At 67.9% G+C, this 17161-nt stretch carries 13 protein-coding genes; 12 read left to right on the top strand and 1 reads right to left on the bottom strand.

Annotation, left to right across the window (positions count from 1 at the left end):
* A partial coding sequence (locus DESTE_RS01585) for a TM1266 family iron-only hydrogenase system putative regulator (RefSeq protein WP_035064287.1) occupies positions 1-229 on the bottom strand: 229 nt, incomplete at its 3' end.
* Between the two features lie 390 nt (positions 230-619).
* Here DESTE_RS01585 and ispD point away from each other — a divergent pair.
* The 12 genes from ispD (at position 620) to DESTE_RS01525 (ending at position 16663) form a co-directional block, all read left to right on the top strand.
* Positions 620-1927: a 2-C-methyl-D-erythritol 4-phosphate cytidylyltransferase gene (gene ispD / locus DESTE_RS01580; RefSeq protein WP_035064285.1), complete on the top strand. Its 1308-nt coding sequence runs from the start codon at positions 620-622 to the stop codon at positions 1925-1927.
* A 319-nt stretch (positions 1928-2246) separates the two neighbouring features.
* A complete protein-coding gene (locus tag DESTE_RS01575; RefSeq protein ID WP_035064283.1) occupies positions 2247-4007 on the top strand; it encodes a long-chain-fatty-acid--CoA ligase in 1761 nt (586 codons plus the stop codon).
* 84 nt (positions 4008-4091) lie between these two features.
* Positions 4092-4646 carry a D-aminoacyl-tRNA deacylase gene (locus tag DESTE_RS01570; RefSeq protein WP_035064282.1) on the top strand — a complete coding sequence of 185 codons (555 nt, stop codon included), beginning with the start codon at positions 4092-4094 and terminating at the stop codon, positions 4644-4646.
* Positions 4633-6138, top strand: coding sequence for a PP2C family protein-serine/threonine phosphatase (locus tag DESTE_RS01565; protein ID WP_035064280.1), 1506 nt, complete (start codon positions 4633-4635; stop codon positions 6136-6138). The genes DESTE_RS01570 and DESTE_RS01565 overlap by 14 nt, the downstream gene beginning before the upstream one ends.
* 11 nt (positions 6139-6149) lie before the next feature.
* Positions 6150-6656, top strand: a complete 507-nt coding sequence (locus tag DESTE_RS01560) for an ATP-binding protein (protein ID WP_035064278.1) — start codon at positions 6150-6152, stop codon at positions 6654-6656.
* Positions 6605-6949 (top strand): STAS domain-containing protein, encoded by a 345-nt coding sequence (locus DESTE_RS01555; protein WP_035064276.1) that lies wholly within the window; start codon positions 6605-6607, stop codon positions 6947-6949. The genes DESTE_RS01560 and DESTE_RS01555 overlap by 52 nt, the downstream gene beginning before the upstream one ends.
* A 121-nt stretch (positions 6950-7070) precedes the next feature.
* Positions 7071-8264 carry a FapA family protein gene (locus DESTE_RS01550; protein ID WP_051384257.1) on the top strand — a complete coding sequence of 398 codons (1194 nt, stop codon included), beginning with the start codon at positions 7071-7073 and terminating at the stop codon, positions 8262-8264.
* 84 nt (positions 8265-8348) lie between these two features.
* Complete coding sequence (locus tag DESTE_RS01545; protein WP_156925228.1) at positions 8349-10208, top strand: CgeB family protein; 1860 nt, start codon at positions 8349-8351, stop codon at positions 10206-10208.
* A gap of 58 nt (positions 10209-10266) precedes the next feature.
* Positions 10267-11823, top strand: coding sequence for a glycosyltransferase family 9 protein (locus DESTE_RS01540; protein WP_084559313.1), 1557 nt, complete (start codon positions 10267-10269; stop codon positions 11821-11823).
* A gap of 395 nt (positions 11824-12218) precedes the next feature.
* A complete protein-coding gene (locus DESTE_RS01535) occupies positions 12219-14147 on the top strand; it encodes a flagellar hook-length control protein FliK (protein WP_035064274.1) in 1929 nt (642 codons plus the stop codon).
* 9 nt (positions 14148-14156) lie between these two features.
* The gene (locus DESTE_RS01530) at positions 14157-14960 is read left to right on the top strand and encodes a flagellar hook assembly protein FlgD (RefSeq protein ID WP_035064272.1); all 804 of its coding nucleotides are present in this window, start codon (positions 14157-14159) and stop codon (positions 14958-14960) included.
* Positions 14961-15025: 65 nt separating this feature from the next.
* Positions 15026-16663 carry a flagellar hook protein FlgE gene (locus tag DESTE_RS01525; RefSeq protein ID WP_035064271.1) on the top strand — a complete coding sequence of 546 codons (1638 nt, stop codon included), beginning with the start codon at positions 15026-15028 and terminating at the stop codon, positions 16661-16663.
* Positions 16664-17161: the final 498 nt, after the last annotated feature.

The raw sequence follows: 17161 nt of genomic DNA, 5'->3' as shown, positions 1-17161 counted from the left end.
CGGGGATGGCCCCCAGCCTGCCCGTCATCGCCCCCAGTTCGTCGGTGGTGCCGTCCACGATCAGCGAAATGACGCCCACTCCGCGCTCCAGGTACGGCACCCCCATGCGTTCGATGACCAGCGAACCGAACTCGTTGATCACGGCATTGACCTTGTCCGCGCAGGCCTCGCGGTTGCTGACCAGCAGCGCCTCCACGCCCACGCGCTTGCATTGTCCGTTGGCTTGCATCCCCACCCGGTCTCCCCAGGCTCGCCGGTCATGCCAGCCGCACCAATTTCGCCGGTCCCCATCCCGCCATCCGCCTGATACTGCCCGATACGGCATGGCAGGGCACGGCCCGGAATGCCTGACATGGCAGGGCAGAGAGCCAGACGGTGCACGGCGCACCGGATGGCATGCCACCGCCACGCGGGCTGCGTAATCCCGCAACAACCGCGAGCCTGCACGCGAAGCCGCCCTGTCCGTCGCACACCAGCGTGCGTCGCACGTTACGACCTGTGTGTTATGTTTTTTATTGCGATTACCCTCATGTGTTACCTATGTCAATTTCGTGCTACATTTTTCGTGTTCGTTGCCGTATCTTTTTTTGCCTTAAATATTCTTCCAAAAGGACCGTACATGCACGCATGGGCCATTGTTCTCGCGGCGGGCAGCGGCACCCGGCTGGCTGCGGCCGGGCTGTCCACGGCCAAGCAGTTCATCCAGCACCGGGGGGCGCCGCTGTACTGGCGTTCGGCGCGCACGTTCGCGGCGGTGGCGCGGGTGCGCGGGCTGGTGTTCGTGTTTCCGCAGGACCGGCTGGAGGCCGAGCGCGAACGTCTGGCCGTGCTGGACGCGGGGCGGGCTTTGGGCGTGCCGTGGCGCGCGGTGGCGGGCGGCGCGCTGCGGCAGGATTCGGTGGCGGCGGGGCTTGCGGCCCTGCCCCGTGAATGCGACGCGGTGCTGGTGCACGACGCGGCCCGCCCCTTTGCCACGGCGGCACTGTCCAACGCGGTGCTCGACGCCCTGGCGGCAGGCGCGCCGGGGGTGGTGCCCGGCGTGGCGGTGACGGACACCATCAAGCAGACGGAGGGCGGCGTGGTCACCCACACGCCGGACCGCGCCGGGCTGGTGGCGGTGCAGACTCCACAGGGCTTCGCGCTGCCTGCGCTGCGCGATGCGCATGAACGTGCCTGTGCCGAGGGCTGGACCGTCACCGACGACGCCGCCCTGCTGGAACGCTGCGGCCTTGCCGTGCGCGTGGTGGCCGGAGAGATCGCCAACGCCAAGATCACCACGCCGGAGGACCTGGCCATGCTGGACGCTGCCGACACCGCCCATGATCCGTGGGATGCCCGCAACGGGCAGAACCGCCTGATTCCCTGCACCGGCTGGGGCTACGACGTGCACCGTTACGTGCAGAAGGAAGAGGCCGGGCGTTCCGGCCAGGCGGGTCGCTCCATGAAGCTGGGCGGCGTGCTCATTCCCGGCGGGCCGGAGGTGGTGGCCCATTCCGACGGCGACGTGCTGCTGCATGCCCTTACCGATGCCCTGCTGGGGTGCATCGGCGGCGGCGACATCGGCCAGCACTTTCCGGATACCGACGCCGCACTGGACAACGCCAACTCCGCCGTGCTGCTGGACGAGGTGCTGGGGCTTGCCCGTGCCGCCGGGCTGGAAATCACCAACGTGGACCTAACCATCATCGCCCAGGTGCCCAGGCTGGCCCCGTGGCGCGAGCAGATTCGCCGCAACGTCTGCCGCCTGCTGGCCCTGGACGAGACCATGGTGAACGTGAAGGCCACCACCGAAGAAAAGCTGGGGTTCACTGGCGAAAAGAAGGGGTTGAAGGCCGTGGCCGCCGTGACCGGCCTGCGCCCCGTGCGGACTGGCCGCCCCGATGAGTCCGGAGACGCTGGGGACACAAGCGGCACCGCCAGTTCCTGAGCCACACGGGGCCGGACTGAAATCCGCGCCTGTCAGCTGCGCATTCGCCTGGCGGAAAACGCTTTCGCCTGACGGATACGCTTTCGCTGGGCGGATACGCTTTCGCTGGGCAGGCACGATCGGGCACGGGACACCCTTTTCCCCATGCCATGGGGCTTGCGCGGGCGCGGGGCACATAGTACAAATCCGAAGGTTTGCCTTCCATCCCCTTGAACACACGAACAATACGGGCCAGCGCCAGCGCCCGTGCACCGCATGGGCCTTGCCGGGCCGGGCGGAATGCGCGGAATGACGTGGCGGCCACGGTCCGCCACCACGTATGACCGAACCCAACACCACCGCCGATTTCCCCTGGCTGGCCAGCTATGATGCGGGCGTTCCCGCCCACATCAGCTACGAAACCTACCCGCTGTTCACCCTGCTGGACAGGGCCGCGGAGCGCACCCCCCGCCGCACGGCCATCGCCTTTCGCAATTACCGCATCAGCTACGCCAAACTGCGCCAACTGGCGGAGGTCATGGCCGCCAACCTGCGCGCCCAGGGCGTGCGGCGCGGCGACAAGGTGTCGATCATGCTGCCCAACCTGCCGCAGACGGTCATTGCCTTCTGGGCGGTGCTGAAGGCGGGCGGCGTGGTGGTGATGACCAACCCGCTGTACATGGAAAAGGAACTGGTCCACCAGATCCACGATTCCGGCGCGCGGTTCATGATCGCCCTCGACCTGGTGTGGCCCAAGATCGAGCCGCTGCGCGACAAGCTGGGCATCGACAAGTATTTCCTTACCCGCATCGGTGACGGGTTGGCCTTTCCGCTCAACGTCCTGTACGCCTTCAAGGCCAAGCGCGAGGGCACCTGGCGCGATCTGCCCTTTGACGGCAAACACGTGCTGCCGTGGAAAACCCTGCTCAAGGGCAAGGCCCGCCATTCCACCACCACGTGCAACCCCACCGAAGACCTGGCCGTGCTGCAGTACACCGGCGGCACCACGGGCATTTCCAAGGGGGTCATGCTGACGCACCACAACATGTCGGTGAACGTGCAGCAGATCACCACCATTCTTGGCGACGCCTGCGACATGGACCACTGTTTCCTGGGTCTGATGCCCTACTTCCATGTCTACGGGCTGACCACCTGCCTCACCCTGCCCACGGCCCTTTCGGCCACCATCGTGCCCTTCCCGCGCTATGTCCCGCGCGACGTGCTGGTGGGCATCCAGAAGCACAAGCCCACCATCTTCCCCGGCGCACCTTCCATCTACATCTCGCTGATGCAGCAGAAGGAGGTGGGCGACTACGACCTGACCTCCATCCGCTACTGCATTTCGGGGTCGGCCCCCATGCCTGTGGAGCACATCAAGCGGTTCAGGGAACTTACGGGCGCGCAGGTCATCGAGGGCTTCGGCCTGACAGAGGCCTCGCCGGTCACCCACCTGAACCCCATCCACGGGGTCAGCAAGACCGGGTCCATCGGCATCCCCTTTCCGGACACCGAGGCGCGCATCGTGGACATGGAGGTGGGCCAGGTGCCGTTGCCCGCGGGCAAGGTGGGCGAACTGATCATCCGTGGCCCGCAGGTCATGAAGGGCTACTGGAACCGCCCGGACGAAACCGCCAACACCCTGCGCAACGGCTGGCTGTACACGGGCGACATCGCCATCATGGACGATGACGGCTACTTCACCATCGTGGACCGCAAGAAGGACATGTTCCTGGTGGGCGGCTACAACGTGTACCCGCGCGAGATCGACGAGGTGCTGCACGAGCACCCCAAAATCAAGGAAGCGGTAACCGTGGGCGTACCCCACCCCACGCGCGGCGAGATGATCAAGGCCTTCGTGGTCGTGCAGCCCGGCGAAAAGCTGACCAAGGCGGAGGTGGTGGCCCACTGCCGCGAAAAGCTGGCCAGCTACAAGGTGCCCAAGCAGGTGGAATTTCGCGACGACCTGCCCAAGACCGTGGTGGGCAAGGTGCTGCGCCGCATCCTGCGCACCGAGGAAGAAGAGAAGCTGAAGGCGGAACTGGCCGCCGCATCGGCCAGCGCCGCAAAGCCCGAAGCTTCCGACGACGACGGGGCACAGTAGGCCGACAGGCCTGCCCCCTTTCCCCTCATCCCCGGCTGGCTGCGGCTTCTTGTCCCGCTTCACGCCCAGAACAGAGGAACGGACATGCGACTGCTGTTGCAACGGGCGCGCCGGGGATCGGTGGCGGTGGACGGCGAGACCGTGGCCGCCATCGGGCCGGGGCTGGTGGTGCTGGCGGGCTTTGGCCCGCGCGACACCGACGCGCTGCCCGGCGAGCCCCGCTGGGCGGGCATGATCGACAAGCTGCTGGACCTGCGCGTGTTCCCGGACGATGCGGGCAAGATGAACGTGGGCCTGCGCGAATGGGCCGTGCCCGCCAGCATGCGGGAGGCGGAAAAAAGCGGTATCGCTTCCGCCGCCACCCTGGGCCAACTGCTGCTGGTGCCCCAGTTCACCCTGCACGCGGACTGCCGCAAGGGCCGCCGCCCGTCGTTTTCCGCCGCCGCGCCGCCCGCCGTGGCCGAGCGCCTGTTCGAACAACTGGCTACCGATATTGACGCACGCCTGCCGGGGCGGGTACGCTGTGGCATCTTCGCGGCCGACATGGACGTCTCCCTCGTCAACTGGGGGCCGGTGACCATCTGGCTGAGCGACGACGACCTCTTTCCGGAGCGGCGACCACCCCATGGCGGCGGATGACATCACCCTTCTCATCGCCGCACCCTCGCCGCTGACGCGCGAGGCGCTGCGCCGCCTGCCCGGCACGGGCCGCACCGTGCTGCGCGCCGCCACCCTGGCCGAGGCGCTGGATGTGCACGCCGCACGCCGCCCTCATGTGGTGATCATCGACCCCGCCCTGCCCGACCCCGACCAGGCACATTCCGGCCAGGCACATCCCGCCCGGCCCGGCCTGACGCGCACGCCCCCGCACTTTGCCGCGCCCCCGCCGCCGCCCTACGATCCCGTACCGCCTCCCTCGCCCCCCACATTGGCGCCTGCCGCGCATGAAGGCGGTCACCGCCCCGTGCTCGACCTGGTGCGGGCCATCCGCGCCGTACGCCGCGACGAGGACGTGTTCCTCATCGTGCTTACCGAACCGGACGACCATGCCCTGCGGGCGGATGCGCTGGCCCAGGGCGCCAACGACGCGCTGCGCCTGCCCCTGGAACCGCTGGAACTGGATGCCCGTGTGTCCGTGGGCGCCCGGCAGGCCCGCATGGCCCGCCAACTGCGCGCCTACTCCGACCGGCTGACCCGCGAAATGGCCCGCGTGGCCGAATTGCAGATGCGCCTGCTGCCTTCGTCCTCGCCGTATCTGCCCGGCCTGCACGTGGAAAGCCTGTACCGCCCCTCCGATGATGCCAGCGGCGACTATTTCGACTACTTCCTGCTGCCCCCGCGCCCTTCCGGCGTTGCCGTGTGCCCTGCGTCCCCGGCACGGCCAGCCCCTCTGGCGCAGGCCGCACCGTCAGCGCCGGTTGCCTCGCCTGAAACCGACGGACCGGTGCTGCGGGTGGTCATAGCCGATGTGTCCGGCCACGGTGCCCGCGCCGCCTTTCTCATGAGCATCGTGCGCACCCTGGTGCGCGCCCAGAACGACGGCGCCGCCGCCCGCCACGCCGACGGCATGCCGCCCCAGCCGCTGACGGAGACCGTGCGGCGCATCAACCGGCACCTGGTGGACATCATCGGCGGCGAACCGGACTTCGTCACCCTGTTCGCGGGGGACATCGACTTTGCCACGGGCACGCTGGAATACGTCAACGCCGGGCATTGCCCCGCCCTGCTGCGCGGCGGCGACGGGCAGATCACCCGCCTGCCCTCCAACGCGCCGCTGCTGGGGTTCTTCAACGCCGAGTATGCGGCCGAACAACGCCCCTTTCCGCCCGGCAGCCAGTTGCTGCTGTTCACCGACGGCCTGCACGACTGGACGGCGCCCGGTGGGGCGCACCTTGGCTCGGAACGGTTTCTGACTCTGACCGAACCCTGCCTGCGCACAGGCAGCGATGTGCTGGCCGCCATGGAATCGGCCCTGCGCGATGCGGCGGGCGGCATGCCCCCCTTCCGTGACGACGTGACCGCCCTGTGGATACGCCGCGACGCCCCCGGCACGGGCGATGTGGTCAGGCCGCACGAACAGGTCAGGCCAGACGAGCAAGTCAGGCCAGACGAACCCGCCGGGGCCGATTGAACGGAAGCGCCATGCACACCTACGAATTCTCCACCACCGCCCTGCGCGAAACCTACCGCCCCTTCGTGCGCGGCATTGCCGCCACCATGGCCGCCTACCTGGCCGTGCCGACACTGGTGCACCCGCTGGAACTGGTCACGGCGGAGGCATGCGCCAACGTGGTGCGCCACGCCTACCCGGAAGGGCAGCCCGGCCCGCTGCGGGTGCGCCTGACGGTGAATCCGCACATGGGCATGGAACTGGCCGTCACCGACTGGGGGCGCGGCTGCGCGGCCTGCCCGCTGCCCCCGCCCGGCCTGTCTGACCCTTCCGGTAAATCCGGCACATCCACCATGGCAGGGGCGGCAGCGGAAGCCACGTCCGGACGGGGCTTGCGCATCATCGCCTGCCTGTGCGATGCCGTGACGGGTGATGCCGGCCCGGACGGCAACACCCTGCATCTACAATTGGCCATCCCGGAGGAACAATGGCGCACCTCGAGCTTGACGATCACGGAAACATCCTTGTCGCGGCGCTGACGGGCGAACTGACCCTGGCCAACGCCACGGAGGTCCGCAACGAACTGGAACGGCTGTTCGCCCGCAAGGGCGTGTCCGACGTGGTGCTGGACCTGGGCGCCGTGTCGTTTCTGGACAGCTCCGGGCTGGGCACGCTGGTGGCCGCCAGCACCAAGGCGCGGTCCATGGGACGCCGCCTGCTGTTGTACCGGCCCACCGCCGAAGCCGTGCACACCATGGAAACAGCGCAACTCACCGGGTTCTTCCCCATTCTTGGCGACGAGGACGATCTGCTGGCCCTGCTGCCGGACTAGTGCCCGCAGGCACGGAAAACGTGCAGCACGGCCACGGCAGGAACACGGTCTTTCCCCGCCCGCAGTCCGGATACGCGGCGCGCCACGCGGCGCCGCAGGCACAGCCCACGGAGAGCGCCACATGCCATATTACCTGCGCCACCACTTCGAGCCCGACTTCGACTACATGCACCTGAAGCCAAAGGCGGACGATGCTGGCAACATCGACCGCTACAACCTCGGCTACGTCCAGAACGTGGTGAAGGGGCAGGTGCTGGCGGAACTGGTGCCGCTGGAAGAAGCGGGCGAAGGTCCGCTGGACCCGCGCTACGTGTACGACGCCCCGCCCGCCGAACTGCCCTGCGGTCCCAACTGCGACGTGGACCCCGGCTCGCCGAACCGGGTGGTGGCCGACGCCAACGGGTACGTCTTCTATCACGACGGGCTGATCACGGTGAAGAAGATGCTCAACGTGCGCCGCGACGTGGACTTCCACACCGGCAACATCTTCTTCGTGGGCGACATGGCCATTCATGCCGACGTGAAACCCGGTTTCGAAATCCAGGCGGACAACATCCTGATCAAGGGAGTGGTGGAAGGCGCGGTGGTGCGTGCGCGGGGGGCCATTGCCTGCGAAAGCGGCATCAAGGGCGGCAAGGGCTGCCTGCTCGACGCGGGCGACACCCTGCGCGTGCCCTTTGCCGAAACCGCGGAACTGCGCTCGCACGGCAACATGTACATCGAACGCTTTGCCCTGCACTGCCGCATCTACGCCGGGGCAAACCTTGTCGTGAAGGACCGCGTGCAGGGCGGCACGGTGCACGGCGCGGGCGTGGTGTACATCGAAAACCAGCTGGGCGGCGCTCAGGGCACCCCCACCAAGGTCAACCTGGGGTACGACCCGTTCAAATTCCGCAAGATCACCCGGCTGGAGGAAAACATCCGCGATCTGCGCCAGCGCATCATCCATTACGAGGCCGTGGCCGCGGACACCCCGGCGGGCAAGGAAGAACCGGTGCGCCGCCTGGAGGCCGCGCTGAAGAAAATGGACCGCCTGCTGCGCCAGCGTGCCGCGCTGTGGGAAGACCTGAAGCGCGGCGGCCCCATAGCGGAGCGCTGCCGCCTGGTGGTGCCCGGACGCATCATGCCCGGCGTGGAAATTTCCATCGAGGAATCGTGGATGGAGGTGCGCGAGGAATTGCGCGACGTGCGCATCGTGCTGCGCGACGGCGAACTGGCGGTGGAATCGCCCGCCCTTCCGCCCAGTCACGGGGCCAGTCACGGGGCCAGCCACGGGGCCAGCCACGGGGCCAGCCACGGGCCCAGCCAACGCTGATGGCCCGCAAGTACCGCACTGGCGCGCCCGCATCCCCTTCCACCGCAACCGGGCGCTGCCCCGAGCAAAGGCATTTCACGGACCATGCCGCCAGTTGACGCTACCCCGCCCAAGGCCGCACCCCGCCCAAGGCTGTCAGCCCACGTGCTGCCTTCGCCCCGCCCGCTGGGTGCGGGCGCCGACGATGCGCCCGTCAGCGACGTGGAAGTGACCGTGGACGGGCGCAGCATGACCATGCTGGGCCCCGGCGGCCCGGCGCGTGAACTGGCCCTGCTGGCTCCTTACGAAAAGCTGCGTGCGGATACGGCGTCCACGCCCGCTCCGCCCGTCCCACCCGTCCTGCCCGTCCTTCTGGGCGCGGGCACCGGCGCGGCCCTGGACCGCCTGCTGGAACTGCACCCTGGCCCGGTGGCCGTGGTGGACCGCTCCACGGAAATCCTTGCCGCCACCCGTCTGCGTGAACGCTACGCCGACGATGCTCGCGGCAGACGCATCCTGTGGGTGACCGACGACGACGCGGACGCGGCCCTGCGCACCCTTACCCGCTGGCAGTACGAGCACGGCGGGCTGCAACTGCTGCCCCTGCCGCACCCCTTCTACCTGCGCCTGGACCGCGCCCATTACGCCCGCCTGCGCGACGTGCTGTCCGCCAGCGCCCGCTACAATTTCTGGGAACGCGCCGCCTACCCCAAATTCGCGGACCCCGCCGCCCTGCCGCGCATGCTGCTGATCACCAGCCAGTATTTCCTGATGGGCGAAATAGTCACCGCCTGCCAGCGCCTGGGCGTGCCCTACCACCTGCTGACCCTGGATGACGACGAGGTGGGCCGGGGCGAATTCGTGGAAAGGCTGCTGCGCGCGGTGGTGGAATTCCGGCCCGACTTCGCCTTTACCATCAACCACCTGGGCGTGGACCGCGAAGGCGTGCTGACCGACCTGCTGGAAAAGCTGCGCCTGCCCCTGGCCTCGTGGTTCGTGGACAACCCGCATCTGATCCTCTACCTGTACCGGCGCATCGTCAGCCCATGGACGGCCATCTTCACCTGGGACGCGGACAACCTGCCCTCGCTGCGCGACCTGGGCTTCGAGCATGTGGCCTACCTGCCCCTGGGCACGGACCCGGTGCGCTTCGCCCCGCCCGCATCGCCGCCGCCCGCTCGCCATCCGTGGCGGGCGCGGGTGTCGTTCGTGGGCAATTCCATGGTCTACAAGGTGGCCCACCGCATGAAGGCAGGCAAACTGCCCGCCGCGCTGCTGCGCTCGTACCGCGAGGTGGCGGCAAGCTTCGGCGCGCACGGCGAGCGGTCCGTGGGGGCCTACCTGCGGGCGTACCAGCCGGATCTTGCCGCCGTGTACGACGGCCTGGGAGGGCTGGATGCGAAGAATGGGCGTGACGCGATGGGCGACGCCGAGCGGCGGCTGTGCTACGAGACCATGCTCACCTGGGAGGCCACCCGCCAGTACCGCGCGGCCTGCGTGGCGCGCGCCCTGCCCTTTGCCCCGCTCATCGTGGGCGACAAGGGCTGGCGCAAGGTGTTCCGCACCACGCCCGAAGGCTGGCGGCTGCATCCGGAAATCAACTATTACACCGAACTGCCCGCATTTTACCCCCTGTCGGAAATCAACTTCAACTGCACCAGCAAGCAGATGAAGGGCGCGGTAAACCAGCGGGTGTTCGACGTGCCCGCCACCGGGTCGTTCGTGCTCACCGACTGGCGCGACCAGATCGAAAACCTGTTCGAACCGGGGCACGAAGTGGTCTGCTACGCGGAACCGGAAGAGGCCGACGACCTGTTGCGCCGCTACCTGGACCACCCGGAAGAGCGTGCCCGCGTGGTGGCCGCCGCGCGCAGGCGCATCCTGGCCGAACACACCTACGAGCACCGGCTGCGTTCGCTGCTGGACCACATGCGCCGCATCTTCGGCCCGGCCCGCGCCAGATAACCCCACCTGGCCACGCCACCCCCAAATCTGCCCCCATACCAAGGCCCACACCACGGTCATGACCACCGCCCCCACGCCCCCGGCACCCGCCACGACGCCCGTCAACGCACAGGCGGACAAGGCCCCCGATGCCCCCATTCTGGTGTTGCAGATGCAGCGCATGGGCGACCTGGTGCTGACCTTTCCGCTGCTGGCGTGGCTGCGGGCGGAACACCCGCGCCGCCCGCTGTGGGTGGTGGGCGAGGAAACATTCTTCAAGGGGCTGATGCCCATCGGGCCGGAGGCGGTATTCTTTCCGTACGATGCGGCCAACCGGCTGCGCCAGAACCGCTACCACCTGGTGGTCAACCTCAGCCACCGGACAGAGGCCGCCGCGCTGGCCGGGCAACTGCATGCCGACGCCCATTTCGGTCCATATCTTGCCGGTGGGGGCACGGGGAAGGGTGCGGACCGCACCACCTACGTGCACGGGCGCTGGCAGCTGTACCGGACCTCGCTGGTGCACAACAACCGGCACAACCTGTTCCACTGGGCCGACCTGAACGCGCTGGACTGCGTGCCCGCCCGCCGCATACGCGGCACCGACTGGCCCGCGCCGCAACATCAGGGGCGCGACCCGCAACGGGTGGGGTTGTTCCTGGGGGCCAGCGAGCCGGAAAAATGCCCCAACGCCCCGTTCTGGGCCGCGCTGGCCCGCGACCTGCTGCGGCGCGGGCTGAAGCCCGTCCTGCTGGGCGGCCCGGCGGAGGCGGCGCTGGGGGCCGACGTGGCCCGCCGCGCCAATACCCCGGCCCTGAATCTGTGCGGCCGCTTCACCCTGCCGGAACTGGTGGCCTTCACCCGTTCGCTGCGCCTGCTGGTCACGCCGGACACCGGCCCCATGCACGTGGCCGCCTGGACCCAGACCCCCACCCTGAACCTGTCCATGGGTCCGGTGAACGCCTGGGAAACCGCCCCCTTTCCCCCCGGCCACCATGTGCTGCGCGCCACCATCAGTTGCGTGGGCTGCTGGCGGTGCACCCAGCCTTCCGTGCTGTGCCGCGACAGGTTCGACCCCGCGCGAGTGTCCTCGCTGGTGCAGGCCCTGCTGCGCGAACAGGACGCCGCCGCCCCGGCCCTGGATGGCGCGAATGGAGCCACCGCCGCCTCGCGCCTTGCCCGGCTGCGCCTGCCGGGCCTGGAATTGCTGCGTACCGGACGTGACGCGCTGGGCCTGTTCGACCTCGTCCCGCTGGCTACCTCCGACCACGGGCAGCAGGCTGTACCCCGCCGCCTGTTCGGCCAGTTCTGGAAGGCCTTCTGGGCATGGCGGCTCGGCCTGCACGGCGAAGCCACCGCCCGCCGGGCCTGGGTCGACCTTGCCGCGGCCTCGCCCCGCCTGGCCGAAGCCTTGCGCCGTGGCCTGTCGGGCCTCGGACGCGATCTGGCCCGTGCCCTGCGCGGGCTGGGGTCCGGCCAGGCCACCCTGCCGCCCGACTTCTGGCATTGCCATCCGCCCATGCTGCGGCCCCTCACGGGCTACCTGCACATGTCCGTGCAGAACGCCGACGCCACACCCGCCGCCTGGGCCGAGGCCCTGGCCCTGGTGGAAGCTCTGGCCGCCCTCACGGCCTGATCCCCTCACCGCCCGCGCCTGCCTCTCCATCCTGAACGAACGACCGGCCCGATCCGCAACAGGGTCACTGGTGGCTCTGCCTCCTGCGCATGCCCCTGACGTATGGAGTGCGCCCGGAGCCGTGCATCTGCCCCATTCCCGGCATGTCTCCCGCCACTGTTCTTGTCACGCCCCCCGGCACGTCCCCTCAGTTCCGGGCTGCCCCCGCGCATTCGCCCCGCCCTCTCCGATCATCAAGAATGGTCAAGAAGTGCAAACAAGCCCTTCTTCCCCACCGCAAACGTACGGCAGCCCTTGCCGGGCGGGGCGCATCTGCATGCCGTAACTCATTGAAATCACGTCGCGTACAGTTTTGGAACGGTCCTTGTAATCCAATGGCTGCAAGGAGCCCCGGCATGCATATTTTTCCCTTCCTTCCCGAGACCGAAAAGGCGCCGTCCGACGTGACGCGACGCCCCAAGGTCACTGCCAGCACCCTCGACTTCGCTTCCGTGCTCGCGGACAAGGCGAGCCCGCGCTCCGTTTCCGGCGCGGGCGCCACCGCCCTCCGCACCGCCGCCAATGCGGCCACGGAAGCCAAGGGCAAGGTGCGCAGGGGCGAGGACGGCGGCGTGCTCACCGCGCCGGGGCAGATCAGCCTTTCCTATCAGGACGTCATCGCGCTGCGGAACCAGCTGGAAAAGAGCGGCGTTTCGCCCGATCGGCTGGAACGCCTCACCCAGATGGCCTCCACCCCCGGCAGCTACTCGCTGGGCCAGGTCATCTCGGCCCTGCGCAAGGATGGCCCCTACGCCAACCTGAACGCCGACGGCTCCACCGTCACGTCCCTTAACGGCAACCAGCGCCTGGACGCCAAGCAGTTCCTGCAAAAGATCGGCATGCTGCCCGATGAAGCGGAAGACATGCTGGCCCAGATGGACGCGGGCAACACGGACGCGGTGTGGAAGGCCGTCAGCAGCAAGCTGAGCAGCAAGACCGACGGCGACGCCATCGACGTCAACGTTGAGGAACTGGAGGCCATGGCCAAGGGCCTGCGTCTCTCGCCCGAAGTGCTGGCCGCCATGAAGACGCTGTTCGCCGGGCAGACCGAAATTTCCACCACGGCCGCCGGGCTGAAGTCCGTTCTGGTGCCCGCCGGGCAGGAAATGGCCGCGCGCGAGCAGGCCGACCGCAATCTGGCCTCGGCCCTTGGGTCCGCACTCGACCCGGTGTTGCAGGCGGCCAAGAAGTCGGCCACGCGGATAGAGCAGTCCGACCGGCGCAGTGACCGTGCCGCCCAGCGCAGCGAGGTGCTGATTCGTGAATCCGCCACCGGCAAGGGCAACGGCAGCGGCGTGGCCCCCGCGCTGGATGCGGAACGCCACGATGGCGGATCGGCCAACGCGGGCAAGACCCGCCAGTCCGGCCTGATGCACACCGGGGGCAGCACGCAGGCGCATGCCGGTCCGTTGTCCGATCCGCGCCATGCCGCACAGGCGGGTGACGCCATGCAGCAGAACGTACCGCTGCATAACGGCAACGGGAGCAACAACGGCGGGGCCAACAGCCAGCAGGCGCAGGTGGCGCAGGGCAATGCCCAGGCGCAGGCCTTCGGACTGGATAAGCAATCTTCGCAGTCGGGCGACGGCAAGGGTTCCGCCTGGCAGCAGGACCAGCACGGTCGGCCCGCTTCCGGCGGCAGCAGCGACCCGTGGGCCGAACTGCTGCGCAAGATCGACGTCAGCCCGTCCCTCAGCGGCGCGGCCCAGAGCATGGCCGACGCCTCTGCCAGCGCTTCCGGTGCGGCCAATGCCGCCAGCGCGGCCCAGCGGCAGGGCCAGGCCCTGACCCCCTATCTTTCCGAACAGGCGGCGGCCCAGCTTGAGCGGGGCATTCTCACCTCCATGCAGGACGGCACCCGCCAGCTGACCATGAAGCTTGACCCCGGTGAACTGGGCAACGTGACCGTGACCCTTTCCGTGCGCAACGGAGAGGTCAACGCCACCATCCGGCCCGACCGCACCGAGACCGCGCAGGCCCTCAACGACCAGTTGCACGTGCTGCGCACCGCGCTGGAACAGCAGGGGCTGAAGGTGGACCGGCTGGAAGTGCAGACCCAGTTGCAGGACAACTCGTTCTCGCAAGCCTGGCAGGATGCGGCCCAGCACAACGCCAACCAGGAACAGCAGGCCCGCAGCGCGGAGCGCGAACGCTACCGCCGCCTGCGCCGCCTTCGGGACGGGGACGACGACACCGGCATGCAGGCCGTGGACGCCGCCGCAACGGCAGCCTCCACCGGACGCCCGGCAACTCTTACCGCCTCCGGGCTCGACCTCATCGCATAGGAGGCCACCATGGCAGCCAGCCCCGTCATCGGCCAGGCCGAACAGACATTCAACAGCTACCTTGGCGCCAAGACCAAGAACGACGAACTGGACAAGCAGGCGTTCCTGAACCTGCTGGTGGCCCAGCTGAGCCATCAGGACCCGCTGAACCCCATGGACGACAAGGAATTCGTCGCCCAGTTGGCGCAGTTCACCAGCCTTGAACAGCTCACCAACATCTCCACCGGCATCACCGACCTGAACGCCAGCGCCAAGCAGCAGCAGATGTCCGCCGCCGTGGGCTACATCGGCAAGGAAGTGACCGCCAGCGGCTACGAGATCAGCAAGACCTCGCAGAAGGACAGCACGGGCGCGACGGTCAACTCCGTCAGCACGGTGTACTTCACGGTGCAGGAGCAGGTGAACAACGGCTACATCAACATTTACGACAGCGAAATGAACCTGGTGCGCACGGAACTGATGGGCGCCAAGCAGCCCGGCACCTACCAGTACAAGTGGGACGGCAAGGATTACCAGGGCACCATCGTGCCGGACGGTGTCTACGCGGTCGCCATGTACGGCGAAGGCACGGACGGCAAGTCCGTCTACATCACCACCCAGGTTTCCGGCCAGGTGTCGGGCGTGGTCAAGGTGGACGACGAACCCTACCTGAGCCTGGCGGACGGCCGCCACATCGCCTTCAGCAACGTCTCCGAAATCGTGGCGCCCAATACCAGTACCGGCGACAACGATACCGGCGGCGACGATTCCGAAGATGATTCCGGAAACGATTCCGGAGACGGTTCCGACAGCGGCACGGATAGCGACAGCTAACCCCTGCGGAACGGAAGCAAGCACACAACACCCCCTGCGGGTGCTACGGACACAGGAGGTCGATCATGAGTGTCACGGCAAGTATGTGGACCGGCGTTTCGGGACTGCTGGCCCACGGCGAGAAGATGAACGTTCTCGGCAACAACATCGCCAACGTCAACACCGTGGGCTTCAAGGGCTCGCGCATGGACTTCCAGGACTTCATCAACCAGGACGTCTACAGCGCGGCCGGGGTGAGCCAGGTGGGTCGCGGCGTGTCCATCGGCGCCATCTTCGGCGACTTCAGCCAGGGCGCCTTTGAAACCACCAACGAGGCCACGGACCTTGCCATCGGCGGCAAGGGCTTCTTCCAGGTGCGGCCCAAGGGGCAGGAAACCTCGTACTACACCCGTGCGGGCAACTTCCGCTTCGACAACGACGGCTACCTGGTCGACCCGCACGGCTACGTGCTGCAAGGCTGGGAAATCGAAAAGGCCCGTCCGTCGCTGTCCACCTCCACCGCGCAGGTGACCACCACCACCTCGCAGATCAAGGGGGCGGGCTCGCCCAAGGACATCAAGCTCGACGGCTTCACGGCCGAGCCGCAGCATACGTCCACCATCACCTCGGCCCACAACCTCGACGCGCGCGACGGCGGCGACAAGTCGGTCAACGCCACCGACCCGTTCTTCTCGGTGTTCAACAACTGGGACGGCTCGGCAGACACGCCTCTGGCGGACAGCCGCTTTGCCTATCAGACCACCATCAAGGTCTATGACGAAGGCGGCACCTCGCACGAGCTGACCGTCTACTTCGACCAGGTGGCCACCGACACGGTTGCCAACGCCGCCAGCGGCAAGCGCTACTGGGAATACATGGTCACCATGAATCCCTCGGACGACCTGCGCTCGGTCAACGGCCTGGATTTCGCGGGCACCTCGGCGGCGGGCATCCTGATGACCGGCACGCTGACCTTCGACACCTCCGGCCAGCTCACGGACATGACCGCCTTCACCATCGCCAGCGGCGCCACCGGTTCGCTGAAGGACATGAACAACTGGGTGCCCACCACCTTCTCCAACAACGGTTACCCGCTGTTCGTGGCCAACTTCTCGGGCGTCGCCAACGCCAGCTACACCTCGCCCACGGTGCCCGATGAAGCCGAACCGTACCTGATGGAACTGAACTTCGGCCTGCGCAACCTCAGCAACTCCTGGGCCAGCGCCCCGGCCAGCGCCGCCGCCATCGGCAGCAACGCCAGCAACCTCGGCGGGCTGGGCGCGCAGGGCGAACGCCAGTCCACGTCCATGACCAGCTACGGCGGCTCGTCGTCCATGATCTTCCAGAAGCAGGACGGCTACACCTTCGGCTTTTTGCAGAACATCACCGTGGACCAGGACGGCATCGTGCACGGCCGGTACTCCAACGGGGTCATCCTGGACCTGTACCAGATCACCCTGTACGACTTCACCAGTCCCACCAACCTGCGGCGCGAAGGGGGCAACCTGTTCTCCGAAACGCGCGCCTCGGGCGACGCGCTGGCGGGTCCGGCCAACGCCAACGGGTACGGCTCCATCAACTCCAACTCGCTGGAACAGTCCAACGTGGACCTTGCCCGCGAGTTCGTGCAGATGATCACCACCCAGCGCGGCTTCCAGTCCAACAGCAAGGTCATCACCACAACGGACACCATGCTTGAAACCGTCGTGAACATGAAGCGTTAGCGACGGATCATGATCGACCGGCGGACGCGGGCCCGAACCCGCGTCCGCACCGTGTCGGCGGCGGCGCGGCGCGACATGCGCAACGCGAAACACCCCGGACTGTTTCCCTAGGGAAGCGGTCCGGGGTGTTTCGCATTGGCGGTCAGACCAAGGCTACCCGCAGCAGCAGAAAGGGGGCGACACAGGTGCCTGGCTGCCCCCCGCAGCAAACAATATGCGCGCCGAACAGGCCGCCGACAACAAGATGCAGGTGGCACGGCGTTTACGCCCCTGCCCAACCGACCCTGCCCAACCGACCCGGCCCAGCCCAGCCTGGCCGACCGCCAGTGGACCGGGCACAGGTGAGCCAGAGCTATTGCGGCAGAGCCGGGGCAAGCGCCATCGGGCACCTCGCGATCCAGGCAAGGACGGGCTCGACATGGTGAAACACGCCATGCCGACGACAAGCGCAAAACCTGTCAGGCAAAACCGGTCACGGCACGGCGGAGGGGATGAGCC

This window comes from Nitratidesulfovibrio termitidis HI1, assembly GCF_000504305.1.
Classification (GTDB): Bacteria; Desulfobacterota; Desulfovibrionia; order Desulfovibrionales; family Desulfovibrionaceae; genus Cupidesulfovibrio; species Cupidesulfovibrio termitidis.
This window is presented reverse-complemented; position numbering and strand designations above follow the sequence as displayed.